20 protein-coding genes and 1 tRNA gene are annotated in these 25,011 nt (G+C 47.5%); 16 read left to right on the forward strand and 5 right to left on the reverse strand.

Annotated features, from left to right (window positions below; all coding sequences use genetic code 11):
• The first annotated feature begins 10 nt into the window (after positions 1 to 10).
• From BLU99_RS06355 to BLU99_RS06365, 3 genes are all read left to right on the forward strand, one after another.
• On the forward strand, positions 11 to 3,913 hold the full coding sequence (locus BLU99_RS06355) for a hybrid sensor histidine kinase/response regulator transcription factor (protein WP_091900341.1): 3,903 nt from the start codon (positions 11 to 13) through the stop codon (positions 3,911 to 3,913).
• Between the two features lie 159 nt (positions 3,914 to 4,072).
• Positions 4,073 to 7,129 carry a SusC/RagA family TonB-linked outer membrane protein gene (locus tag BLU99_RS06360; RefSeq protein WP_255397485.1) on the forward strand — a complete coding sequence of 1,019 codons (3,057 nt, stop codon included), beginning with the start codon at positions 4,073 to 4,075 and terminating at the stop codon, positions 7,127 to 7,129.
• A gap of 22 nt (positions 7,130 to 7,151) precedes the next feature.
• On the forward strand, positions 7,152 to 9,122 hold the full coding sequence (locus BLU99_RS06365; RefSeq protein ID WP_091900343.1) for a RagB/SusD family nutrient uptake outer membrane protein: 1,971 nt from the start codon (positions 7,152 to 7,154) through the stop codon (positions 9,120 to 9,122).
• A gap of 115 nt (positions 9,123 to 9,237) precedes the next feature.
• On the opposite strand, the gene BLU99_RS06370 is transcribed toward BLU99_RS06365, so the two are convergent.
• Positions 9,238 to 10,740, reverse strand: a complete 1,503-nt coding sequence (locus BLU99_RS06370; protein WP_091900344.1) for a tetratricopeptide repeat protein — start codon at positions 10,738 to 10,740, stop codon at positions 9,238 to 9,240.
• A 345-nt stretch (positions 10,741 to 11,085) separates the two neighbouring features.
• Here BLU99_RS06370 and BLU99_RS06375 point away from each other — a divergent pair, with 345 nt between their 5' ends.
• Complete coding sequence (locus BLU99_RS06375; protein WP_091900345.1) at positions 11,086 to 11,436, forward strand: hypothetical protein; 351 nt, start codon at positions 11,086 to 11,088, stop codon at positions 11,434 to 11,436.
• A 185-nt stretch (positions 11,437 to 11,621) separates the two neighbouring features.
• On the opposite strand, the gene BLU99_RS06380 is transcribed toward BLU99_RS06375, so the two are convergent.
• Together BLU99_RS06380 and BLU99_RS06385 are read right to left on the reverse strand one after the other, a co-directional pair.
• Complete coding sequence (locus BLU99_RS06380) at positions 11,622 to 12,095, reverse strand: radical SAM-associated putative lipoprotein (RefSeq protein ID WP_091900346.1); 474 nt, start codon at positions 12,093 to 12,095, stop codon at positions 11,622 to 11,624.
• A 6-nt stretch (positions 12,096 to 12,101) separates the two neighbouring features.
• A complete protein-coding gene (locus tag BLU99_RS06385; protein ID WP_091900347.1) occupies positions 12,102 to 13,193 on the reverse strand; it encodes a TIGR04133 family radical SAM/SPASM protein in 1,092 nt (363 codons plus the stop codon).
• A gap of 334 nt (positions 13,194 to 13,527) precedes the next feature.
• On the opposite strand from BLU99_RS06385, the gene BLU99_RS06390 reads away from it, so the two are divergent.
• The 4 genes from BLU99_RS06390 to BLU99_RS06405 all read left to right on the forward strand — a co-directional run bounded on the left by BLU99_RS06390 (position 13,528) and on the right by BLU99_RS06405 (position 17,932).
• Positions 13,528 to 15,102 carry a hypothetical protein gene (locus BLU99_RS06390; RefSeq protein ID WP_091900348.1) on the forward strand — a complete coding sequence of 525 codons (1,575 nt, stop codon included), beginning with the start codon at positions 13,528 to 13,530 and terminating at the stop codon, positions 15,100 to 15,102.
• Positions 15,103 to 15,114: 12 nt separating this feature from the next.
• A complete protein-coding gene (locus BLU99_RS06395; protein WP_091900349.1) occupies positions 15,115 to 15,489 on the forward strand; it encodes a hypothetical protein in 375 nt (124 codons plus the stop codon).
• 173 nt (positions 15,490 to 15,662) lie between these two features.
• Positions 15,663 to 17,441 carry an arginine--tRNA ligase gene (gene argS, locus BLU99_RS06400; RefSeq protein ID WP_091900350.1) on the forward strand — a complete coding sequence of 593 codons (1,779 nt, stop codon included), beginning with the start codon at positions 15,663 to 15,665 and terminating at the stop codon, positions 17,439 to 17,441.
• 80 nt (positions 17,442 to 17,521) lie between these two features.
• Entirely contained in the window at positions 17,522 to 17,932 is a 411-nt protein-coding gene (locus BLU99_RS06405; RefSeq protein ID WP_091900414.1) for an RNase H family protein, read from the forward strand.
• A 28-nt stretch (positions 17,933 to 17,960) separates the two neighbouring features.
• On the opposite strand, the gene ribD is transcribed toward BLU99_RS06405, so the two are convergent.
• Positions 17,961 to 18,881, reverse strand: coding sequence for a bifunctional diaminohydroxyphosphoribosylaminopyrimidine deaminase/5-amino-6-(5-phosphoribosylamino)uracil reductase RibD (gene ribD / locus BLU99_RS06410; protein ID WP_091900415.1), 921 nt, complete (start codon positions 18,879 to 18,881; stop codon positions 17,961 to 17,963).
• Positions 18,882 to 18,939: 58 nt separating this feature from the next.
• On the opposite strand from ribD, the gene prmC reads away from it, so the two are divergent.
• Genes prmC through BLU99_RS06425 form a run of 3 tightly spaced genes read left to right on the forward strand, consistent with a single transcriptional unit; the run spans position 18,940 to position 20,955 of the window.
• A complete protein-coding gene (gene prmC / locus BLU99_RS06415; RefSeq protein ID WP_091900351.1) occupies positions 18,940 to 19,776 on the forward strand; it encodes a peptide chain release factor N(5)-glutamine methyltransferase in 837 nt (278 codons plus the stop codon).
• The gene (locus tag BLU99_RS06420; protein WP_091900352.1) at positions 19,773 to 20,267 is read left to right on the forward strand and encodes a regulatory protein RecX; all 495 of its coding nucleotides are present in this window, start codon (positions 19,773 to 19,775) and stop codon (positions 20,265 to 20,267) included. The genes prmC and BLU99_RS06420 overlap by 4 nt, the downstream gene beginning before the upstream one ends.
• A complete protein-coding gene (locus tag BLU99_RS06425; protein ID WP_091900353.1) occupies positions 20,254 to 20,955 on the forward strand; it encodes a ComF family protein in 702 nt (233 codons plus the stop codon). The genes BLU99_RS06420 and BLU99_RS06425 overlap by 14 nt, the downstream gene beginning before the upstream one ends.
• A 29-nt stretch (positions 20,956 to 20,984) precedes the next feature.
• On the opposite strand, the gene BLU99_RS06430 is transcribed toward BLU99_RS06425, so the two are convergent.
• Positions 20,985 to 21,359: a hypothetical protein gene (locus BLU99_RS06430; RefSeq protein ID WP_218128539.1), complete on the reverse strand. Its 375-nt coding sequence runs from the start codon at positions 21,357 to 21,359 to the stop codon at positions 20,985 to 20,987.
• A 266-nt stretch (positions 21,360 to 21,625) separates the two neighbouring features.
• On the opposite strand from BLU99_RS06430, the gene pyrE reads away from it, so the two are divergent.
• The 5 genes from pyrE to BLU99_RS06460 all read left to right on the forward strand — a co-directional run bounded on the left by pyrE (position 21,626) and on the right by BLU99_RS06460 (position 24,998).
• Positions 21,626 to 22,255, forward strand: a complete 630-nt coding sequence (gene pyrE, locus BLU99_RS06440; protein ID WP_091900356.1) for an orotate phosphoribosyltransferase — start codon at positions 21,626 to 21,628, stop codon at positions 22,253 to 22,255.
• Between the two features lie 83 nt (positions 22,256 to 22,338).
• Positions 22,339 to 22,770 (forward strand): SRPBCC family protein, encoded by a 432-nt coding sequence (locus BLU99_RS06445; protein WP_091900357.1) that lies wholly within the window; start codon positions 22,339 to 22,341, stop codon positions 22,768 to 22,770.
• Positions 22,771 to 22,853: 83 nt separating this feature from the next.
• Positions 22,854 to 24,185, forward strand: a complete 1,332-nt coding sequence (gene argH, locus BLU99_RS06450) for an argininosuccinate lyase (RefSeq protein WP_091900358.1) — start codon at positions 22,854 to 22,856, stop codon at positions 24,183 to 24,185.
• On the forward strand, positions 24,182 to 24,799 hold the full coding sequence (locus tag BLU99_RS06455; protein WP_091900359.1) for a hypothetical protein: 618 nt from the start codon (positions 24,182 to 24,184) through the stop codon (positions 24,797 to 24,799). Before argH ends, BLU99_RS06455 begins: the two co-directional genes overlap by 4 nt.
• 113 nt (positions 24,800 to 24,912) lie before the next feature.
• A tRNA-Leu gene (locus tag BLU99_RS06460) sits at positions 24,913 to 24,998 on the forward strand.
• Positions 24,999 to 25,011: the final 13 nt, after the last annotated feature.

The raw sequence follows: 25,011 nt of genomic DNA on the forward strand, positions 1-25,011 counted from the left end.
TGCTACCCTTATGAAGAAATTTGTATTGCTGGCGCTGTGTTTCATGTCATGTCTTATATCAATGGGACAGATGAGGCATTTCTATACTTCGGATAAACTGTCGAGTAACACAATCAATCACATCTGTCAAGATAAGTCAGGCTATATTTGGATTGGTACAGAGTATGGCTTGAACAAATATGACGGCTATCGGTTCACCAACTACCTGAATGATAAGAATAATCCCCATAGTATCAGTAGCAACAACGTTACGACCTTATTTGTCGATCGAAAAGGTACTCTGTGGGTGGGTACAAGTGTCGGTCTAGTGAGATATAATGATGCAAACGATAACTTTGAAAGGATTTCGCTTACCGAGCGGGCCCCTCATCGGGTAAATGACATGGTGCAGGAAGATGATGATCATCTGCTGATAGGTACTGCTGGCTACGGTCTATTCAGGTTAGATGTGAATACCTGGGAAGTAGAGACGCTCGAAGGCTATGCACAGGGCGATACCGATTTTTTTAGTCATATCCACATTGATAGCTGGGGGAATTTCTGGAAGGCAGGTTCTGGATCGACATTCTCTTGTCGGCGACCGGACAAGAGCGTTCGTGTGTTTGAGTCACCCTATGGGACTGTGACGGCCTTCCTAAACTATGAGGACGGTCTGCTGATGGTGTGTCAGAACGGTCTTCTCTTCTATCGTAGCGGACAACTTATTCCTGATTTCATCGATGTCTCTGTGTTGGGTGGCGAGACTGTACAGTTTCGTACGGCACTATGTGATAGGAAAGGAAACGTCTTTATCGGTACGATGGGGAAAGGATTGTGCATGATTCCTCGGGGAGAGCACCGTCTGCAGCGCTATGAGCATACTAGTTCGTCGTTCGATCTGAATACTTCCAATGCATGGGCGTTGTTCGAGGATAATCAGGACAATCTGTGGGTGGGCTGTCTGCGCCGTGGTCTGTTGATGCTACCGCAGCGAGAACCGCAGTTCAGCACATGGCGATTCTCTGCACAGAATGTCAGCATTGGCGGCTCTGTGACCACCATCTGTTCAGGTGATGACGGCACAACGTGGTGTGCCGTGCAGAACAACGGTATCTATGGCTTCGATGCCAACGGAAAAATTGTGGCACATCCGACATCGCCGTCTGGTACCTATTCCATCTTCCGTGACAGTCGGGGAAACTACTGGCTCGGAACGGGCAGGGGACTATATGCTTATAATCCTCTGACTGGTGTATACCATCAGGAGGTCAGTATCAGTAGTAACTATATTAATGCCTTGGTTGACGACGGTCGGGGGCATTTGTTCTTTTCCACATACTCGAAAGGTTTTTATTCCTATGATTTGAACACTGGTGAACTGCGTAATTTCAATATGTTCCAAGAGGATGGTGAGCGAGGGCGACTACATAACAACTGGGTGATGTCATTGTTAGTAGATACTCAGGGGATGTTGTGGATAGGGACCTCGTCTAACCTGTGCTGTTATGATCCGTTGAATGATACCTTCCGCCCCTATGGATGGGAAGTGTTGTTGGAAGGAAAGTCCGTAACATCTATCTATGAGGATAGTCAGCACCGCATCCTGGTTGGCACCGCTGATGGACTCTATCTGTATGACAAAAAGAAAGGAGATGTAATGGCTTTTCCTGGATCGGAAGTTCTGGCCAATAAAGTGGTGTGTGGTATGGCACAGGATCGCTTTGGTGATTTATGGTGTAGCACATCAATGGGTATCTGGCAATACCAGCGCGACCGACACCGTTTCATCGCCCATGTCTATGGCAATGGACTGGTCTCCCGTGAATATATCAGTGGAGTGGTGATGGCAGGTGCTGACGGTACGGTGTATTTTGGCATCAGCGAGGGCATTACCTCCTTCCAGCCGGCTGCTCTACGTGCCAGTCATCCGAAGCCGGGTGTTGTCCACTTGACAGGTCTGCTCATCGGTGGTAATCCGGTCAACTGTAATACTTTGTCCGATGGAGTACACGTGACAACTGAACCATTGGCAGAGAGCCATTACTTCACTCTCTCCTATCTCGACAACGCTTTTACTATGGAGTTCTCGTTGTTCAACTATGCTAATACTGAGAATGTTATCTACGAATACCGACTGAACGGGGCGAAGGAGTGGGCACAGACGGCAGCAGGTACGAATGTTGTGTCGTTCAACCATCTGCAGCCAGGAGCTTATACCCTCGAGGTGCGTGCCTATGATAATGGTACCTATACTGAGCCTGAGGTTTACCACCTCATAGTCAAGGCACCATGGTATCGTTCCTCCTGGGCCTATGTGATTTATATTCTGGTCTTACTGAGTTTACTGGCAGCAATGTTGTGGCTTTATATCCGTCGTCGCCGTCAAGAACTCGACGAAGAGAAGATGAAATTCCTTATCAATGCCACTCACGACATCCGTTCGCCGTTGACACTGATAATGAGTCCGCTTCACAAACTGATGAGGCGCGATCTCGACAGCGATGTAAAGGCAGAGCTGAAGACCATCGAACATAATGCCCAACGGGTGCAGAATCTTGTCAATCAGATTCTTGATATCCGGAAGATTGACAAGCAGCAGATGAAGCTACAGTGTCAGCCGACGGACATGGTACAATATGTAGGGAATATCCTGAAGTCGTATGAGTATACCGCTCGGGAACGGAATATGGAGTTTCGCTATGTGCCGGCTCTTGACTCTCTGGAGGTTTGGCTTGACCGGACGGCCCTCGACAAGGTGGTCGACAACTTATTGTCGAACGCTTTTAAATATACCTATGACGGTGGTGTCATCGAGGTTCGCGTCGACAAGGGAGACGATGATACGGCTGTGCTGCAGGTCATGGACAATGGTATGGGAATCAAGGGTGATGTGCGGAAGATTTTCGACCGTTTCTATCAGGGTAGCACGTCGCGTACACTTCATATAGAGGGGACGGGCATCGGACTGAACCTCTGCAAGATGATGGTCGAAATGCATCACGGAACCATCGAGGCGGCCAATCGTGAAGAAGGACAAGGAAGTATCTTTACGGTCCGCTTGCCACTTGGCAGTGCACATCTTGCCAAGGATGAGATGCTTGAGGCTAGTGAGACTGGCCATACGATGAAGATGAAGCCACAGTCGAGTTATCGGGTGATGGTGGTCGATGATGATGCGGAAATCGGCAACTACATCTCTCAGGAACTTGGCAGCTATTATCATATCACCGCGGTGACCTGTGGTCGTCAAGCTCTGCATAAGCTGTTGGCAGCCGCTCCGGATCGCCAGTATGATCTGGTGGTCAGCGACGTAATGATGCCTGAGATGGATGGTTTCACGATGTTGCGGATGATAAAGACGAACATGAATCTCAGCCATATCCCTGTGGTGATGCTCACATCGAAGTCGGATGTGGCTAACCGTCTGGAGGGTTTGGAAAAGGGAGCTGATGCTTTTTTGGCTAAACCGTTCGACATGAACGAACTGCATGTGATCATCAATAATCTCATCAGTAAGAACCTCCGTTTGAAGGGAAAGTACTCCGGTAGCCAGCAACAGAAGGATAAGCTGGAGGAAAAGAAGGTCAAAGGCAATGACGAAATGCTCATGGAACGGGTCATGAAAGTAATCAACGAACATCTCTCCGACAGTGACTTTAATGTAGAGATGCTGACAGCGAAAGTAGGTATCAGCCGAGCTCAACTTCATCGTAAAATGAAAGAGATGACGGGTTTGTCTATCAGTGAATTCATCCGTAATATCCGTCTAGAGCAGGCGGTGCGTCTGTTGAAGGAACAGAAAATCAATGTAACACAGGTTGCCTACACCGTCGGTTTTAGTAACTTGGCACATTTCTCTACCGTATTCCGTAAGCAATTTGGAGTCTCTCCCACGGAATATGTGGACCAAATTATGCAGGACGAAACAAAATAACAACGAAACGAAACATACGTACAAGCCATGAAACGCAAATCTGCTTATCTTTGCAGCAGATTTTTCTTAAAATTTTATATTATTAACTAATCAAAACCAAAACGTATGAGTTTCAAAGCAAAGAAAACAGCCATGTTGGTCGGATTGTGCTTTTGGGGCATGATTTCCGCACAGCAGGCTTTGGCAGCTACTGAATCTGTAGCTTCCGTTCAGCAAACGAAGCAGGTTACTGGTCAGGTCTCGGACTCTCAGGGTCCGCTGATTGGTGCCACGATCATGGAGAAAGGTACTAATAATGGTACGGTTACTGATTTCGAAGGTAACTTCTCACTCAATGTCAAGCCGGGCGCAACGCTCGTCATCTCTTATGTCGGTTATGAGACCCAGGAACTCAAGGCCGGTGATAATATGCGTGTGAACCTTAAAGAAGATGGTCACCTAGTCAACGAGGTGGTGGTTATCGGTTATGGTACGCAGCGTCGTGAGGCCGTGACCGGTTCTGTAGCCAACATCGGTGGCGAGAAACTGAATCAAATCGCAGCCACCAATGCTGCTCAGGCCCTGCAGGGTCGTGTAGCTGGTGTGCTTATGACACAGACCTCTTCACAACCTGGTGCTGAGATGCAGATCCGCATCCGTGGTCAGCGCTCATTGAGTGCTTCTAACGACCCGCTGATTGTACTCGATGGTATCCCCTTCATGGGCAAGTTGTCAGATATCAACCCCACAGACATTAAGTCGATGGACATCCTGAAGGATGCTTCTGCAACCGCTATCTACGGTTCTCGTGGTGCCAATGGTGTGATTATCATCACAACTGCCAAGGGTAACCAGGGTACACCTGCCAAGGTGAGCTATAACGGCTATGTGAGCTTTAAGACTCTCTTCCACAAGTATCCTATGATGGATGGTCCCACCTTCCAGAAGATGCGTGATTATGCCGGACTTTACCAAAACTCCGAGGATGAGAACGTGAAAGACTTTGACTGGCAGGATGAGTTCTATAAGACAGGTGTTAGCCATAATCACGATGTAAGCGTTGCCGGTGGTACACAGGGCGGCAGCTACAGTTTTGGTGCTGGTTACTATCATGATGAGGCTGTTGTTCCTACACAGGGCTACGATCGTCTTAGTTTGCGTGCAAACTTCGATCAGACTGTTGGTAAGTGGTTCCGCTTTGGCTTGACCACCAATAACAGTTTCCGTAACTCTAAGGGTTCTAACATGAACCTCTATAAGGTTCTGAGTATGAGCCCGATTTCTAGTCCGTATAATGCCGACGGCACAACTAAGCGCCTGATTACTCTGCCAGCTGACCAGCAGTGGGTACTCACCAAGGATATTGCTGAGCAAATCGAGGACAACTGGCTTAATGAGAAGAAAGGTATTGGTTCTTACAACACTCTCTTCGCTGAGGTGAAGTGTCCGTGGGTGGAGGGCCTGAGCTATCGCATCAACGTTGGTCTGAACTTCCGTTCTGAGAAGACGGGTATCTTTACAGGTAAGGGTATTGACAACTCTAATCCCGACTATCGCAGTTCAGGTTCTGTCATTGATAACCAGACCCGTAACTGGGCTGTTGAGAATATCCTCACATACGACCGCACTTTCGCTGAGAAGCACAACATTAACGTCGTAGGTATGTACTCTGCTGAGCAGACTACATTCGAGCAGGGAGGCTATCAGGGTGTTGATATTCCCGCAGAGTACTTCCAGTATTATTATCTCGGTTCTGCTCTGGGCGATAAGAACATCCAGAGTGAGAATTATTGGCAGAGTGGTCTGATCTCTTGGATGGGTCGTGTGATGTACTCTTATGATAATAAGTATATGCTGTCAGTTGCTCTCCGTTCCGACGCTTCTTCTCGTCTGGCCAAGGGTCATCAGTGGCATACCTATCCCGCTATCAGCGCAGGTTGGAATATCGCCCGTGAAAGCTTTATGGAGAACCTCACCTGGATTGACAACCTGAAACTTCGCGTTGGTTATGGTGAGACCTCTAACCAGAGTATCAATCCGTATTCTACCCTCGGTGGACTCGGTACACTCGACTATAACTTCGGTTCTACCTATCTGACTGGTTACTATGTAAACTCACTGCCAAACACAGAATTGGGTTGGGAGTACAGTAAGACTTGGAACTTCGGTCTTGACTTCTCGCTCTTCAATGGTCGTCTCTCGGGATCGTTCGAATACTATATCCAGAAGACCAATGATATTCTTCTTGATGTTTCTCTGCCGTCAACTGCAGGTGTGAACAGCTTTACAGGAAATATCGGTAACACCGAGAATAAGGGATTTGAGTTCACATTGAATGGTATCATCATCGACAATAAGAACGGCTGGAACTGGGAGGCTGGTATCAACCTCTACGCTAACCGCAACAAACTGACCAAACTGACAGGTGCACTTGACGAGAACGGCAAACCGGCTCCTGATGAGGCTAACCGTTGGTTCGTAGGTCATCCTATTGATGTCATCTATGACTATAAGAAGATAGGTCTGTGGCAGGCTGGTGAAGAGGAGTTGATGAACGTCCTGGAGCCAGGTGGTAATGTTGGTATGATTAAGGTGAAGCACGATCGTGCATTGGATGCTAATGGCAAACCTACACGTGCTATCGGTCCTGAGGATCGTGAGATTATGAGCATGGAGCCCGACCTCATTGGAGGTTTCAACACCACAGTGGGTTATAAGAACTTCGACCTCACCGTGATTGGTGCCTTCCAGTTTGGTGGTAAGCTTATCAGTGCCATCCACTCTTCTAACGGTTACCTGAACATGCTTTCTGGTCGTCGTGGTAACCTTGACGTAGATTATTGGACTGAGCAGAACACAGGTGCTAAGTACCCGAAACCCGGTGGCATTATGTCAAGTGATAACCCGAAGTATGGTACTACTCTTGGTTACTTTGATGCAAGCTATCTGAAGGTGCGTGCTATCACCCTCGGTTACAACTTCGATAACCTGAAGGCTGTTAAGGACTTTGGAATCAGCCGTCTGCGCCTCTATGCAACGGTTCAGAACCCGTTTGTCCTCTTCTCTCCGTTTAACAACGAGAGTGGACTCGATCCAGAGACCAACTCTTTTGCTACTGATAATACTAATACTGCTGTGGCTGTGGAAGGTTACACGGGTAAGCACAAGATGCCGATCGTAGGTTACAACACGCCTGCAACCCGCAACTTCCTGTTCGGACTTAACGTCACATTCTAATATCATTAAAGAATTAAGAGTTATGAAAACTAAAAGTATCAAATATATTATCGCTGCGGGACTCCTCTGCTGTGGTCTCTCTACAACCCTCAGCTCTTGCTCTGACGTGCTCGACGAGCAGCCGCGCAGCCAGTTCGACCCGACATTCTTCACCACGAAGACGGGTATCGAAGGCGGTTTGACCGCACTCTATGCTCACCTGCGCTATCTCTATGGCGAGGGTTATCTTCTCAATATGTATGAGACAGGTACCGATGAATACACCTATGCACAATCAGCCGATGATAACTTCAAGTCGGCCGACCTCTCTGGTGCAGGTGTACTCAATGCCTCTACTAGCCGTGGTGACCGTCTTTGGAATCGTGCCTTCACTTATATCAATACTGCTAGTGGTGTTATTGAGAATGGTGAGGCTGCCGGTATCGATGCATCGCTGCTTGCAGAAGCATACTTCTTCCGTGCTTTCGATTACTTCCTGTTGGTGCAGACCTTCGGTGGTGTACCTCTCGATCTGGGTGCAGGTCCTTTGAAATTCAACACCTCCCCGGTACGTGTCTCTGAGCGTAATACAGTGGCAGATGTTTATACTAAGTGTATCTTCCCCGACCTTGAGAAGGCTGTGGCAGATCTGCCTGTAAGCCCCCGCCTGCCCGGAACAGCTACGAAGAACTTGGCTCGTCTGTATCTCTCAAAGGCTTACCTTACTTATGCGTGGTGGCTGGAGAACCCGAAGAATATTCCGACTTATCCGGAGTGCACCCGTAACTCTGCTGAGGCAGCTACTTATTTCCAGAAGGCTTATACTACTGCCATCGAGGCTATCAACAATCCAACTCCCTATGCTCTGCAACCAACGTTCTACGATGTGAACCTCGCTCAGAACGATCGCAACTCAGAGATTATGCTGGTGGCTGATCACGATGAGAATGAGAAATATGGTAATGGTGGCGCCGGTTACGGTTGGGGTGGCGGTAACGCACCTGAGAACTTTGCTTACTGGATGGAGACATGGAACTACACCGAGTTGAAAGCTAAGGCTGCTTCTGGTGCTGATATCAACCCCGTACAGCGTGAGGCTGTTCAGGCTCTCGGTCGTCCTTGGACACGTATGGCTGCTATCGCCGACAACTTCATGGAAGGTGGTGCTTGGAATGATGCAGTCAAGGTAATTGACTCTCGTTATGATGCAACGTTCACCTTGCGTTACCATACCAACTTCGCTAAGGCAGGAAGCACAGAAGAGTATGTTCTGGGTGCTAATGGAATGAAGATTTATCCCAATGATGTATTCTTTAGCTGGGTTCCCGAGAGCGAGGACAGCAAGATTGACTATACTGTTTCTGAAGGTAATGGAAATGGTAACCTCGGTCTGGGTGTGATGGCCGGTCGTCCTGACTTCGTAGTAGCTGTAAATCATATTAGCCGTAAGAAGTACCCCATCAACTGGAAGATTGGTATGTATCGTACAGACAATAATGGTGGTCTCGGCTCTCCTAACGGTGGTAGCCCGCGTCCTTGGAGCATCGCTAAGTTCTCTGAGTTCTATCTGATTGCTGCCGAAGCAGCTGTGAAGGGAGCCTCTGTTTCTGGTTCTTGGACCGCTCGTGAGCTCGTCAATGTACTTCGCGCTCGTGCTGGTAAGCAGACCTTCAACCAGAATGATAATGTAGCTGTTAACATTGATAACAGTAAGGCAATGACTGACGCGACACCTGCTGAAATCAGCATCGACTTCATCCTTGATGAGCGTATGCGTGAGTTCTGGGGTGAGGGTTATCGCTGGTTCGACCTTGTACGTACTCAGACATGGAATGAAAAGGCTGGTCAGTATCGTATCGCAGGTAGCGGATATACTGATAAGGATCTCGAAACTGTTACTCGTACCATTAATCCTGGTCATTATCTTCGCCCGATTCCTCAGACTCAGATCGATGGTCTGATTATGGAAGATGCTGCTAAGAAAGCATATCAGAATCCTGAGTATCAAAATTGATATAAACCAAAAGATGAATTTAGTTGAGGTGAAAAGATTTGGATAATTGTAGAAACACTCTCTCGTTTATCTTTTCTGCAGCACCGGTCGTCTGGGTGACGACCGGTGTTTTTGCTTATTTTTCAATAGGTCTTGTCCTGCTTCTAAGTGTGCGGATGCTGCTGACAGAGATGCCGAGGATATGGGCAATCTCATCATCACTCTTACCCATTTCCTCCAAAAGGAGGAAGAACAACATATGTGTGGTGAGTTTTTCTTTCCGTGGTGTCTTGATGAGCCTATTTACTGTCCTGAAGTCGATGGCTGCATAGTAGTCGATGAAAAGTTTTTGATCTTTTTTCAACCACAACGACAGAGTGCCGTTCTGTTTGACGTGTTCATAGAGTAACAGCCCCTTTTTCAGTTTGGGTGCTTCGTTGTCCAACATTTTTTTTATCTCTTTGTTTAGTTCCTCTATCTCTTTGCATGCGCCCTCTTCTGTCGCTTCCAACTCCTTGATGTAGTTCATATAGTTGTTGATTTGCATCTGTACATCCCGTGTCTTAATCTTCTCAAGATACTTCCTTCTGCCGATATAGAACACTGCCGGCAGTAGGATGAGGATGATTGTTACTATCACTCCCCACATCCAGTAGGTTGTCATCGTTTCCTGTCTGCGCATGGCCGTCTCATGATCGAAGTGCAGCTGAAGGTCTTTAATGGAGTCGTTCATCAGTTGGCCGAGCAGACTGTCCTTAATCTGGATAATCTCGCTCACCATGTCGCATACACTGTCCGTCCTCCCGTTTTTTACATCCTCCTCCAGGAGGTTATAAAGAATATTGTCTTTTGCTGTTCCGTTGTCTACGGCAATGGCTCTCTTCCATAGTCGGTAGGCCTCGTCTCGTCTCCCTTCCTCATAGTAGATATCAGCTAGGTGCTGCAAGGTGTTCGAGTGCTCCTGCAGTGCCAACGATTCCCATAGGTATTTCTTGGCAGAATCAGGCTGGCTATATTTGAAAGTAAAAGCTACATTGTTTAGGAATGCCGGCAGGTCCTCCTTCTCCATGTGGTGTGAGTAGGGCAATGCCTGTCGCATGTAGGTGATAGTGCTATCCTCGTGCTGTAACTCGGAGTGGGCCATAGCTACCCTGGTGTAGGAATATGCGAGCCATTTCTCTTTGCCTGTGGCGAGGGCTATCGCCAGCGCCTGTTTGGCATAGTTTAACTGCAGGAGGTGGTTACCGCAGACTTCATTGACATACGATAAACTCTGTGCAATCTTATAGTGCAAGCGGTCATTGTTTGTCTTTGCAGCCTGTTCTTCTGCCTTTTTGTAGAGGACAACAGCTTGTGACAGTTGATTACTAAGCAGTCTGCCGAAGGCCTGGTAGTAATAGCCTTCGGCAAGCTTCTCATGATTATTGGTACTGAGGTAGTAAGGAATGACGATTTTGTCTAGCAATCCCGTCGTGTCCCGTTGTCGCTTGATACAGCACCTCTGTGCCACGAGCAGGTTGTAGTGTGCATACTCCTCCTGGTTGAGCGAGGCTGTGTCTACCTCATCTATCCTGACGAAGGCCTTGTTGAAATGGTCATGGTTGATCAGGGAGTCTATCTCCTCCAATTGTCCTACCATAGACCTCTGATGACACCCAGCTGCGAGTGTCAATAATAAAATAGAGGGTATTATTTTCATAATGTACAAATTTACAAAATTATTCGCTAAATGGCCCACGTTCAGGGTTAATTATTCCTAATATCGCTTTTGCCCATGTCTCATGAAACGAATAGAAAAGAAACAAGGGCTTCAATATTGACTGTTTTTGGTGTATAATAAAATGTAAGGTACTGTGTAACAGTGGAATAACTCCGTCAAAATTAAAACAAGAATTCTATACGTTTTCTGGTAATCTGGCTTACTTTTGTGGCGAATTTTATTTATAAATTAATTATGAATAACAGACTTTTTTTATTAATCTTAATGGCATTCTTGATGCTGCCATCGTCGTCGTTTGCAAAGCATCATGTATTGAAAAAACTGACACCATTCCCAAAGCCACCTGTTATGGCACCTGCCAGATACCGTATCGGTGTTTGGCTTGACGCAGAAACGGGGGAGTTGTCCATCAGTCCGAACTACAATGTTGTGGGGCTACATGTGATAATCTCATCCAATGGTATAGTCTACAGCGAGGCTACGGTCTCTATTCCTGCCAATCAGGTCTATACCGATTATCTGGGTGATTATGACGAAGGGGAGTATACCTTGACGTTGGAGAAAGGTAATGGTGAAGTGATTTCCTCTTACGTGATTATAATAACAAACGATTGACCCAAAACTTGTTAACCATTTTGCGTGCCACTCCGTAATGCTGGAGTGGCACTTTTTTTGTCTTCTGTCACGCATCCGGAAAATGCTCCATAGACTTTCCTCCGAGGAAAGTCAGGGTTTCCTCGGAGGAAAGTAGGACTTTACCAGGAGGAAAGTCTAAGAAGAGATGATCGGTCTTATGTGTCTTATTGTTCTTTCTTCAACTGAACGTTCTTGGTAATCTCATAATCGCCCATAAACCAGTGTCCATCGCCGTTTTTCACTTTCACGGCTTTGTCGAAGTCTATGTCAAGCGTATCGCTCTTAAACTGTCCGCCATTGGCAGGACCATCGATATCTTTCACAATCAGTTTCATCCGCCGATCGAAGGCGCTGCCACCATATTTCAGCTGATAGTTGCCTGATTCGCTTGTCAGAACGGAATCCATTCCTTCGACGTGTACTTTGTTGCCATAGGTTTCTACAAGTTTCACGAGGGTCTTGATTCCCTGAACGGGGACTCCTGCCTCGTCCGTCACACAGCCCTTTACCTCAAAGTTGGCAGAGGGTGTTCCGTATTCCACTGGGCCGTCAGGGTCTGATAATGAGCAACTATAACCTAACATTGACAGGAGGACCGTTAAGACGGCATTGTACCAATAATTGAATCTTACTTTCATATGATATTATCTTTTGTTGTTTTCTGAGTTGAGGCGATGGAGATGACAAAACAGCAACTTGCCTTCTTTGTCGCGAAGGTGCATCCCGTTGCCTCGGCAGTAGCGGAAATACTTACACGTAGCGCACTCACCTGTTTTCATCCATTCGCGGTTGCGATAGGGGAGGTAGCGTCTCTCCCATACCTCCATGAAGTCATCCTCGTAGATATTCCCTTGATGGTAGTCGGCGCGGATGCTGGCACAGGCGCCGATTGCGCCGTCGGCCATCACAGAGCCTACGGTGATGCCAGCCTGACATGAGAAAAGACGAGAGCGTACCTCGCCTTCATAGTTGCCTAGGAACCCTTCACAGCCGTAATCGACACGTATACGCCCCTCTTCACGTGTCCTTTTGATATAGTCGAAGACACCACGGAACTCCTCATCTGTCAGTCTCATCATGGGGTCGAGGGCAGCGCGGCCTACGGGGAAAACAGTAAAGAGTCGCCAGCGTTTGACTCCTTTTGTAATCAGGAAATCCTTGATCTCATCAAGGGTGGCGTAGTTTCGTCGATTCACGCAGGTAACGATGTCGAACAGGAAATCGCTTTTGGCAACGAGCATATCCAGTGCCTGGCTTACCATCTGGAAGCTCTTTTCGTTACCACGCATCCAGTTGTGCGCCTCTTCCAGGCCGTCGAGACTGATGCTCATCGAGTGGATGCCCGCCTTCAGGAGTCCTTGCCAACGTTGTGGTGTGAGATGAAGCCCATTGGTCACCATTCCCCAAGGGAACCCCTTTTCGTAAATGGCCCTTCCGCATACCTCGAGATCGCGCCGCATCAGGGGTTCGCCGCCAGAGATAACCACAAACACCTTGTGGGGATCTGTCTTCTGAGCAATACTGTCGAGTACACGCAGAAAGTCTTCCTTGGGCATGTCCTTGTTTTCTGGAAGCATCTTACAGTCGCTACCGCAATGGCGGCATCTCAGGTCGCAGCGGAGCGTGCACTCCCAGAAGAGTTGCCTGAGCGGGTGCTCCTTGCAGGTGATTGCCTGTTGTCTCCGCCAGAGCTCGAGAGCAACGGCCTTCTTGAATGATAGTGGGGTCGCTTTCATATTTGTCTTTTCCCTATAACTGCGAAGCACAAGGAATCTTGCTCTTTTCTCAGTTAAAAAACCATAAACAGTGTGTTATTCGCCTTTTTCCCGCCTCTTTTAGGCCATGAAAGCGGCTTTGTTGTATTTTTGTTTTAAAAAATTTGTAATATGCTAATTATCAGTTGGTTGTTATCTTGCATTTTGGGCGTTTTATGTGTTCTTGAATGAAAAAACTTTATTGTTTATTTGGAACATGTGCTTTTTTTTGATATTTTTGCAGACGATATCAACCGTTGAAATAGATTAATCGAGTCAACAAATTCGTTTATTAACAAATTCAAAGCATTAAAGAATGAAAAAAAATGTAATAATTGTAGCAGTGTTGTCTGCTATCATCGTGTTTGCTTCGTGTTGCAACGACACGGAAATTATTGAAACTGAGAACTCAAAATCTTTGAGTCTGGGAATTGACCAAAAGACTGCGATGAGCAGATTTGCAGAGATTATTTCTGTGGCTACATATAATAGACCGGAGGTACGGGAGTTCTTGAAAAGAGAAGCGATTAAGCAATTTGACAAGAACTATGATGTTCTTTACGTTAATGTCAAAGATTCATATATTGGGAATGAAACGTTTGGTGATATATTGAATTATTATGCAACTTCTGGAGAATTGGAGAGTATAGAAAATGCAGTTCCGACAATCAATATCTATATTCCCAAAATTTCATTGTTTGACGTTCTGCCAGAGAACTTGGATTGCAAGGATAAGGAGATTCCTGTAGTCCTGCCTGGGGAAACAGACAACAAATTGTATGTGAACGGAGTGATTGTAGATTCTATTGCAAAGGGAAATGTTCCTGACTTCCATGTCTTTGTTATCAATAAGAATAGTAGGGTTGTCGTGGATGCAAAAACGCGCGCTGTGGGTAAGCGCTTCCGTTTTATTGACCCTGAATTTGATACAAGCAATTTAAGAGCAGTGACACGTGGCAGCTTAGAGAGTGCATCTGTCGTTGGTGAGAAAGCTATTAAGGCTTATTCGTATTTTTACAAGGATGATGGTTCCAATCAATCGAAAGCCTTGCAAAGAGATTATATTTATTATGGAATGACTCCAACTTCGCAAAAAGGAAATCTAAATCAGAGCGTTTCAGAATATATGAGTTTTATCGAAATAGATCCTGTGGCCTATTTTAAAATTTCTGACAATATTCCTAGTGAGAACAAAAAATTACAAAAGGATGATCCTGAATTAAAAAAGAAGGAAGTAAGCAGAAAAAAGCGTGACTTCACGACAGAAGAACTCATCAATGAATTTTGGACGGAAGGGTGTTATAATCTAAAAATAGAAGTGATAAGATCCACTTCAAACGTACCAACAGTAAAATACTTAGCGTTGTTACCTGAAGATATTTGGAATTTCAACTTGGATCGAACATATCGCCATTCTACAGCACTTAGACACAGCAAATATACATATAGGATTGACCCTAGAAAATTCACAGCAAAGAGGTATTATTTGGCTAGTAATTTCATTTCTTTCGGCAAATGGGATTTGTCAAATGAGTCTCTTTCCAGAGATATCATCTTTACAGAGACGGATCCTGGAGATACTTATTCTGATAAATATGAGTATGAAACACAAACGGTTAAAAGGACGAAGGTCAATGGTGATGTCAAAATAGGTATAGGATTAAACGATGGCAAAAGTAATATTACTACAGATGTGGGTGTCGAGAACGAAACGACGACAACAAAAAAAGTCACTAAAGTTATTTCGGTAACTCGGACCAACTATGATGATCCTTTGGGGGATGTATCAATTTATTTTTATGACCCGATTATAGAGGGGAAATCTGGTTCGCAGTATCAAATGAAAATATACAATACAGGCAACGTGTTGTTTGGTGTAACTGCAAAATAAACAATTAAAGGAATGAAAAAGATTATTGCATTGATTGTGCTTTCTATTAGCACCTTATTTGTATTTCAGAGCTGTGATGGGGATGATACACCCATAGAAGAAAAGGAGACTTTGATCAAGTATCGTATAACTACGGATACACCTGATGCAGAGCTTCTTATATTTGGCAATGGCTTACCAGCAGAAGGCTTTCATAGAAAAGGAGACTTTGAGAAAGAGATGTATACTACGGATTTTTTTGCATATGTGGAAGTCCATTGCAAAGATCGCAAGGCCGCCATACATATTGACTTGTATGTCAAGAATAAACTCAAAGCATCTGTCGATGGAAATACCTATGTGGTGGCAAGCGAGCGTCTGAAGGGTAAAGGACCGTATCTGTATTAAAGACGGTGCTGCGCTAAGGGAATAATACTCGAAGGGACAGGTTTTGACTGCTTAACCAGTTAAAATCTGTCCCAGTTGTTTTGTGTAAATCTGCCTGAAAATCAAAACTTCCTGTTGTTTTTCTGTGATAAGTCAATTAAAAATAGTACCTTTGCACCCAAATTTGTAAGGATATGAATATTGAAGCATTGATCAGCAAGGCTGCACAAGAGGCCGTGAAGGCTCTCTACGGCGTGGAAGTGCCGGAGAAGATGGTGCAGTTGCAGAAGACGAGAAGTGAGTTTGAGGGTAACCTGACGCTTGTGGTGTTCCCCTTCGTGAAGATGGCGCGGAAGTCGCCTGAGCAGACAGCGCAGGAGTTGGGCGAGTATCTGCAGAAGAACTGTGGAGCAATCGAGAAGTTCAATGTGGTGAAGGGATTCCTGAACCTCAGCATCGGTGATGGTGCGTGGTTGCAGTTGCTCAGTGCCATCGATGCCGATGACCATTTCGGCACGAAGCAGGCTACAGACAATTCTCCCCTCGTGATGATTGAGTATTCATCGCCTAATACGAACAAACCTCTCCACCTCGGACACGTGCGTAACAACCTGCTGGGTTGGTCGTTGGCACAGATCATGGAAGCCAATGGTAACAAGGTGGTGAAGACCAATATCGTGAACGACCGCGGTATCCATATCTGTAAGTCGATGCTCGCTTGGCTGAAGTACGGAAACGGCGAGACGCCGGAGTCGAGCGGCAAGAAGGGCGATCACTTGATTGGTGACTACTATGTGGCCTTCGATAAGCACTACCGTGAGGAGATCAAGGAACTGGTAGCTCAGGGCATGGACGAGGAAAAGGCCAAGCAGGAAGCTCCGCTCATCAAAGAGGCTCACGAGATGCTGGTGAAATGGGAGCAGAATGATCCCGAGGTGCGCGCCCTGTGGGAGAAGATGAACAACTGGGTGTATGCCGGCTTCGACGAGACTTACAAGAAGATGGGTGTCGGCTTCGATAAGATCTATTATGAGTCACAGACCTACTTGAAGGGTAAGGCCAAGGTAGAGGAAGGACTCGCCAAGGGACTTTTTGAGCGACATGAGGACAATAGCGTATGGGCCGACCTCACCAATGAGGGCCTTGATCAGAAGCTGCTGCTGCGTAGCGACGGAACCAGTGTCTATATGACACAGGATATCGGTACGGCTGAGATGCGCTTCCAGGATTATCCCATCGACAAGATGATCTATGTGGTGGGCAACGAGCAGAACTACCACTTCCAGGTGCTCTCGATCCTTCTTGACCGCTTGGGCTTCAAGTGGGGTAAGGAACTGACACACTTCTCCTATGGTATGGTAGAACTTCCCAACGGAAAGATGAAGAGCCGTGAGGGAACGGTAGTAGATGCCGATGACCTGATGGCACTGATGGTGGAAGATGCCTATAAGACCTCGATGGAACTGGGTAAGTTCGACGATATGACCGAGGAAGAGCGCCGAGAGATCGCACGCATCGTCGGTATGGGTGCCCTGAAGTATTTCATTCTGAAGGTCGATGCCAGGAAGAACATGCTGTTCAATCCTGAGGAAAGTATCGATTTCAACGGTAATACAGGTCCTTTCATTCAGTATACTTATGCCCGTATCCGCAGTATTCTGCGCAAGGCATCACAGGTGGCAGAGTGTCCAAAGAATGTGGAGCTATCAGACAAGGAGATTGAGCTCATCCAGAAGATGAACGAGTTTGGTGCTGCCGTGGAGCAGGCTGGTAAGGACTATTCACCTTCGGGCATCGCCAACTACTGCTACGAGTTGACGAAGGTGTTCAATCAGTTCTATCATGATTACAGCATCCTCAACGAGCCCGATGAACAGAAACGCCTCTTCCGTCTCGTTCTGGCCAAGAATGTCGCAAAGATCATCAAGAGTGCTATGAGCTTGCTTGGCATCGAGGTGCCTGAGCGTATGTAGTTCTAATTGAGAAGAGAGAATTGAAGACAGATAGTTCAAATCCACCGGATTACCGTAACGACACCGTACTGCCCTTGCCTATGGAGGTAAGGGCAGACGCATGGGCCGTGGATGCTGCATGTTCTGGAAACCCCGGGCCGATGGAGTATCAGGCCATCGATTTGCAGACGGGCTATCGTGTTTTCCACTATGGCCCTGTTCATGGGACAAATAATATAGGTGAGTTCCTCGCCATCGTCCATGCCCTTGCCCTTTGCTGGCAACAAGGCTTGCACGATAAGACCATCTATTCCGATTCGTACAATGCAATTCTCTGGGTACAGAAACGTAAGTGTAAGACGAAATTAGAGCACACTCCGCAGACAGAGCCGCTCTTCCAGGTTATTGCTCGTGCGGAGAACTGGCTTCAGACACATAACTATCGTAACCCTATTATTAAATGGGAGACCCAGAAATGGGGTGAGGTGCCTGCCGACTTCGGCAGGAAGTAGATATTCCTTAACCTCTATAGACTGGGGATTATCGTTTCTTGTAGTTGACAATCACATGGCCGTCGTATGTCTGACACTTTGCGACAGCGACTTCGGCGGGGATTTGTGGGGCACGGGTACCATCGCTAACGGTCATTGCCAGGTTTGTTTCTACCCGTATCTCATCCCATAGTCCTTGTTCGATGAAGGTTTGGAGCGTCTTCGCACCGCCCTCGACAATGAGTGATTGAATGCCGTGAGCATGTAGGCTTTCGATGTTCAATGGGTGGTTGCGGTCGATGACAAGTCGCTTTGGGTCTGGACCCACCCACTCGCGGACCGTCAGTTGGGGATGGTCGCGTTCGTCGGTGACGCGGCCCACAAGGATGGCGTCCTCCTCGGCACGGAGTTTATGACTAAGCATTTTCGTGAAGTTGTCTGAGATGGTTGTCGGCTTGAAATGGTCGTCGATGAAGCCGTTGGTTGTCTGTGCCCATTTCAGGATGATATAGGGTCGTTTCTCTCGATGGAATGTAAAAAAACGGCGGTTGAGCCACTGGCATTCCTCTTCGAGCACACCCACCGTTACCTCGATGCCGGCGTCGCGGATTTTCTTGATACCGCGCCCCTGTACCTCGGCAAAGGGATCGATGGTGCCAACCACCACACGCCTGACACCTTTCTTGATAATCAAATCGGCGCAGGGCGGTGTCTTGCCATAGTGGGAGCAGGGTTCCAGACTCACGTAGATGGTCGCCTCAGACAGCAGGGGCTCATTCTCTGGTCGTACCGAGGCAAAGGCATTTACCTCAGCATGTCCCTCGCCGCAACGTACATGATAGCCCTCGCCGATGATTCGGCCGTCGGCACTCACAATCACCGCACCCACCATCGGATTAGGCTTCGCGTTCTGTTGCCCGTTCTTTGCCAGTTGTATACAACGGCGCATGTATTTCTCGTCTTCTATCATCATTTTTTTACCTTTTTACTTTTTTACCTTTTTACTTTTCACTATCTTTGCAAGCACGATGACATATGAGACACTCTGGCATAGGCTGACAGGTATCTACGAGGCGGACGAGGCGAAGGCAATCGTCCGTTGGGTGCTTGACGTACGTTTTGGTCTGTCGTTGACAGATATTCTCTGCGGCAAAGTTACACAATTATCCGCAGACGACCAAGCGGAACTGGAGAAAATCATGCAGCGCCTAGAGAAGGCGGAGCCTGTGCAATATGTCGTGGGATGTGCCGACTTCTGCGGACGGCAGTTTCATGTAGCACCTGGCGTGCTGATACCGCGTCCCGAGACTGCAGAACTCTGTCGCTGGATTATACGGGAGAATAGTTTCGCTGTGCGATCAGTTTTGGACATTGGGACGGGTAGTGGTTGCATCGCGGTAACACTGGCGTTGGCGCTGTCTGCGGCTAAGGTAACAGCCTGGGATATCTCTGATGAGGCTCTCCGCATAGCTGCGGGGAACGCTGAGGCGCAGGGGACAAACATCGTCTTTGAGCGGCAGGACGCTCTTCATTTCTCTGCTGACGACGGTCGACAGTGGGATATTATCGTCAGCAATCCGCCTTATATCAAGCTGCAAGAACGCGATGGAATGGCAGAAAATGTGCTTAACTATGAGCCCGAGACGGCCCTCTTTGGACCAGCTGATGATCCGGCTTTGTTCTATAAGCGTATTGGCGACTATGCTATCCGGACACTGACGCCTGGTGGGCAACTCTATTTCGAACTCAATCCTCTGACGGCTGATGAGGTCAGCGACTATTTAAAGCGACTTGGCTTACAGAAAATAGAGATTCGTGTAGACCAATATGGCAAACGACGGTTCCTTAAAGCTATGAAGATATGAACAAGAAAGAGATGACCGAACAGGAGGCCTATCTGCGATTGGCTACGCTCTGCGCACAGGCAGAGCACTGTCGACAGGAGATGTTCGAGAAGATGAGACGTTGGGCAGTCGATGAGGCTGCGCAGGATAGTATTATTAAACGGCTTGTCGAGGAGCGCTATGTTGACGATACGCGCTATGCCCGTGCTTTTGTCAGAGATAAGATCCGTTACAATAAGTGGGGGCGACGAAAGGTGCAGCAGGCGCTTTGGCAGAAGCATATTGACCAAGAGATTCAGCAACAGGTACTCGATGAAATCGACGAAACAGAGTATCTTGATGTGCTGCGCCCTCTGCTGAAACAGAAACGTAAGAGCACTAAGGCGGCCAACGACTATGAGATGAATCAGAAACTGATGCGCTTCGCCCTTGGTCGTGGTTTTACTTTCGATATCATCCGACAGTGTTTGGATGTCGATGAAGAGATGGTTATCGACGATGAAACCGATTAGTTTTTGGCATCGACTGCTCGATCTGATATCTCCACGGCTCTGTGTGGTGTGCGGTCGTAGGCTGACGGTCACGGAGGAGGTTATCTGTGCCTCATGTTATCTTCACCTACCTAGAACAGGGTTCGGACAAGATCCCTATGAGAACGAAATGGCCAGACTGTTTTGGGGACAGATTCCCATCGAACGGGCTGCGGCTCTTTTCTACTATGAAGCACAGTCGGAAGTTGCCCGGATCCTTTATAAACTGAAATATGAAAATCGCCCAGAGGTGGGCGAGGTGATGGGGCGGTTGGTAGCTAGGGAGCTGCAAAATTACGGATTCTTTGATGGAATCGATGGAATCGTAGCTGTGCCGCTCACTCGACGTCGCCAACATCAACGTGGTTACAACCAGAGCATGGAGATCGCCCGCGGTATACGGGCAGTCACAGGACTAACGGTCTGCGATAAGGCGGTCAGACGAATATGCTTCAAAGGTAGTCAGACCACTCGGGGACGGTGGGAACGTAACGAGAATGTGGAACGGGTCTTTGAACTGGGTGAAGGAAAGGTTCTTCATGGTAAGCATATCTTAATTGTCGACGACGTGGTCACGACGGGTGCCACAGCTATTGCTTGTGCCAAGGAACTTGCCAAAGCTGGTGATGTCAGAGTCAGTGTTCTCTCCCTGGGATTTGCGAAAACCTGAATATTATTAACGCGCATTCTTAATGCTGCTTATGGCATCTGGAGGGCTGTTGCCGCGAAACAAATGGCCTCAATGATCGCGAGCGGCGTCATGACTATTCTCTCTTTCTGACTCTTTGAAAAGCAGTTCATGAATGCGTTGAGAACAAAATAGCCTGCCAAGATCAGGCAGATGACTTTTGATGTGCTTGTCGAAAACCACATGTCCATGTATCCTCCACATTGAAGCACGATAGCGGCTGCCGCTAACTGTACGATGATGGAGATGGCGGCGATAGCTCTGTATGTCGGCGGTAAAACCCTGTATTGACCACCCATCGTGAATTCACCTAGAGGGAAGCCTAATATGAGTAAGACCTCTATTAGCGCCGCGACTATCAGTAAAAATGCAGCTATGATTGCCATTATCGGTCAGAATGTTTATATGTTGAGTGCACAAAGGTACAATGAAATTCTGTGATTCGTCTCGTATTTCCCTCTTTTTTTGAAAAAAAGAACTGTTTTTGTTCCGCGTCCAATCTCTCTTCCTGTTTTCTTTTGCTTTTCATTCTTTTATTCGTACCTCCTGCTTTGCAGAAAGTACTTGCATTCGGAAATGGAAAGAAAAACAAGTTTTCCTTTTGCATTTCACTCATTTATTCGTACCTTTGCATGCAAATTATCATAACGTTATGGAAATCAAGAATCAATTTGCCAGAAAGCTGATGGATATCAAGGCCATCAAACTGCAACCCAACGACCCGTTTACATGGGCATCGGGATGGAAGTCACCCATCTATACCGACAACCGGAAGACTCTGTCGTTCCCTGAGTTGCGTTCGTTCGTGAAGCTTGAGCTCTGTCATGTCATTCAGGAACAGTTCCCTGAGGCTGAGGCTGTGGCTGGTGTGGCCACGGGAGCCATAGCCCAAGGTGCGTTGGTGGCCGATCAGTTGGGGCTGCCATATAGCTACGTACGTCCGAAGCCGAAGGATCATGGTATGGGTAATCAGGTAGAAGGCGAGATCAAGAAAGGGGCAAAGGTCGTTGTGGTGGAAGACTTGATTTCCACTGGTGGTTCGTCGTTGAAGGCCGTTGCTGCCCTGCGTGACTATGGCGTGGAGGTGGTCGGTATGGTGGCTTCGTTCACCTATGGCTTTCCTGTGGCTGAGGAGGCCTTCCGTGAGGCAGGCGTTAAGCTGATTACTCTGAGCAATTACGAGGCTGTGATTGAGGAGGCTGCCAAGACTGGTTATATTAAGGAAGAAGACAAGGCGGTGCTCGCAGAGTGGCGCAAGAGTCCTTCTACCTGGAAGGTTTAATCATAAATAAAGAATTATAAATTGTGATTCCTGTCAACTCAGGTAAATCATAATTATTTATCAAATCAATAATCTAGAAAGAAATGGGATTATTCGGAGGTGAAAGCAAGTTTGAGAGTAGCGTGAAGCAGATTCCTTACCCGCAGCAGGCTGTATACGATAATATCTGCGATCTTCGTAATCTGGAGAAGGTGCGCGACCGTGTGCCTGAGGACAAGGTCAACGATTTTAGTTTTGACCAAGATACCGTGAGCATCAGTGTGGCTCCTGTTGGACAGCTGCAACTCCGTATCTGTGAGCGTGAGGAGCCGAAGTGCGTGAAGTTTGAGACGGTACAGTCGCCTGTGCCTTTTCATGTGTGGGTTCAGGTGCTACCCGTCGACGAGAACAACTCCAAGATGAAGGTAACGGTGAAGGCCGAGTTGAATCCGTTTATCAAGAGCATGGTCGAGAAACCGCTACAAGAGGGGGTCGAGAAGATCGCTGATGCCCTCGCACAGGTACATTATGTGTAGAAAATAACGCTTCGACAAACTCAGAGGCCGCGTTTGTGAATTGCGGCAGCTGAGCCTGCCGGAACTCAAAAAAACAAGAGAAAATGAAACTCTGGGAAAAGAACTTTGAGATCAACAAGGAGATAGAACGGTTCACCGTTGGTCGCGACCGGGAGATGGACCTCTATTTGGCAAAGTACGACGTGCTTGGTTCGATGGCACATATCACGATGCTTGAGAGTATCGGACTGCTGGAGAAGGAAGAACTGACACAGTTGTTGGCAGAACTGAAGAATATTTATCGGCTCTGTGAACGGGGTGAGTTCGTGATCGAGGACGACGTGGAGGATGTACACTCTCAGGTGGAGATGCTCCTCACCCGTAAGCTTGGTGATATGGGAAAGAAGATACATTCTGGTCGTTCACGTAACGATCAGGTGCTTGTCGACCTCAAGCTTTTTACCCGTCATGAGTTGAAGGAGATTGTCGACGAAGTGAAGAGCCTCTTCGACGAACTGATCCAGAAGAGTAATCAGTATAAGGACGTGCTGATGCCGGGCTATACCCACCTGCAGGTGGCCATGCCTTCCAGTTTCGGTCTGTGGTTCGGTGCTTATGCCGAGAGCCTTTGCGATGATATGCTCTTCTTGCAGGCAGCCTATAAGATGACCAACCGTAACCCGCTCGGCTCGGCAGCAGGCTACGGTTCGTCGTTCCCTTTGAACCGTACGATGACCACGGAACTGCTTGGCTTCGACTCGATGGACTATAATGTGGTGTATGCCCAGATGGGGCGTGGAAAGATGGAACGTAATGTTGGCTTTGCCATTGCCACCATTGCCGGCACCATTGCGAAGATGGCCTTCGATGCCTGTCTGTTCAACTCACAGAACTTCTCGTTCGTGAAGTTGCCAAAGGAATGTACCACAGGCTCGTCGATTATGCCACACAAGAAGAATCCTGATGTGTTCGAGCTTATCCGTGCGAAATGTAATAAGCTGCAGTCACTGCCCCAGCAGGTGATGTTGATCATGAACAATCTGCCCGTGGGCTATTTCCGTGACCTTCAGATTATCAAGGAGGTGTTCCTGCCTGCCTTCGGTGAACTGAAAGACTGTCTGCAGATGGCTGCCTACATTATTAATAAAATAGAGGTGAACGAGCATATCCTCGACAACCCGATGTACGACCCGATCTTCTCCGTGGAAGAGGTGAACAGACTTGCCGCTGCCGGCATGCCGTTCCGTGACGCCTATAAGAAGGTGGGCCTTGACATCGAGGCGGGACAGTTCACACCCGATAAGCATATCCACCATACCCATGAAGGAAGTATCGGTAATCTCTGCAATGAGCAGATACAGATGCTGATGCAGCAGACTTTCGATGACTTCCACTTCGAACGCATGCTCAAGGCGGAAAAGAACCTGCTTGGATGATGGAGGACAAGAGAAGACTGGTGAAGACTGATGGTTGTTACCACAAAGAAGGAAGATTGCGACCTTTGATCTCCTTCTGTCTCCTGTTACCCCTTCTCTTCCTGTCTTGCGATGGTGACGATAGTATCTACCGCGACTATCCGTGTAGTTTTACTTTCGACACAACACTCCATCCATTGCCCTGTCAGCTGACGGCCATTCTCCGTAACAGCGGTCAGTTTGTGAAGATTGAGACAACTATTGAACAGGGTGTCCGTCATGTGCGAACCAACCGTAACTATGATAATGCCACGGAGGATATCATGCTCCGGAATGCCATGGAGCAGCAATGGCGCTATGCTTTGGGAGCCAATAACTGTATCATCGTGGGTGTCAGCAGTTATGACGATCATCTGCTGGTGGCCTACGAAGGACAATGTCCGAACTGTTTGACAGATTTGGGTGGAACACGCTATCCCCTGATGTGGGCCAACAATGGACTGCATCTCAACTGTGCGAAGTGCGGTCGCTCCTACGATGTGAACAATGGGGTCGTGGCGGCCGGTAGAGCGGGGAAGGCGCTCTTCAGGTATCAGGCGGCCTTCGACGGGTCCATCCTCCGGGTGTGGAACTGAAGAAACAAGAAAGACTGGAATCCATAATTTTGTTATGGAAAACTATTAAATTTTAAATAAAATGTAAAAGTTTGGCGGTTCCGGGAAATTATTTTACCTTTGCCGCTGGTTTAGCCGTGATGGTGGAATTGGTAGACACGAGGGACTTAAAATCCCTTGACCAGAAATGGTTGTGCGGGTTCGAGTCCCGCTCGCGGCACCGGAACTAAAAC

This window comes from Prevotella sp. lc2012 (assembly GCF_900107065.1).
Lineage (GTDB): Bacteria > Bacteroidota > Bacteroidia > Bacteroidales > Bacteroidaceae > Prevotella.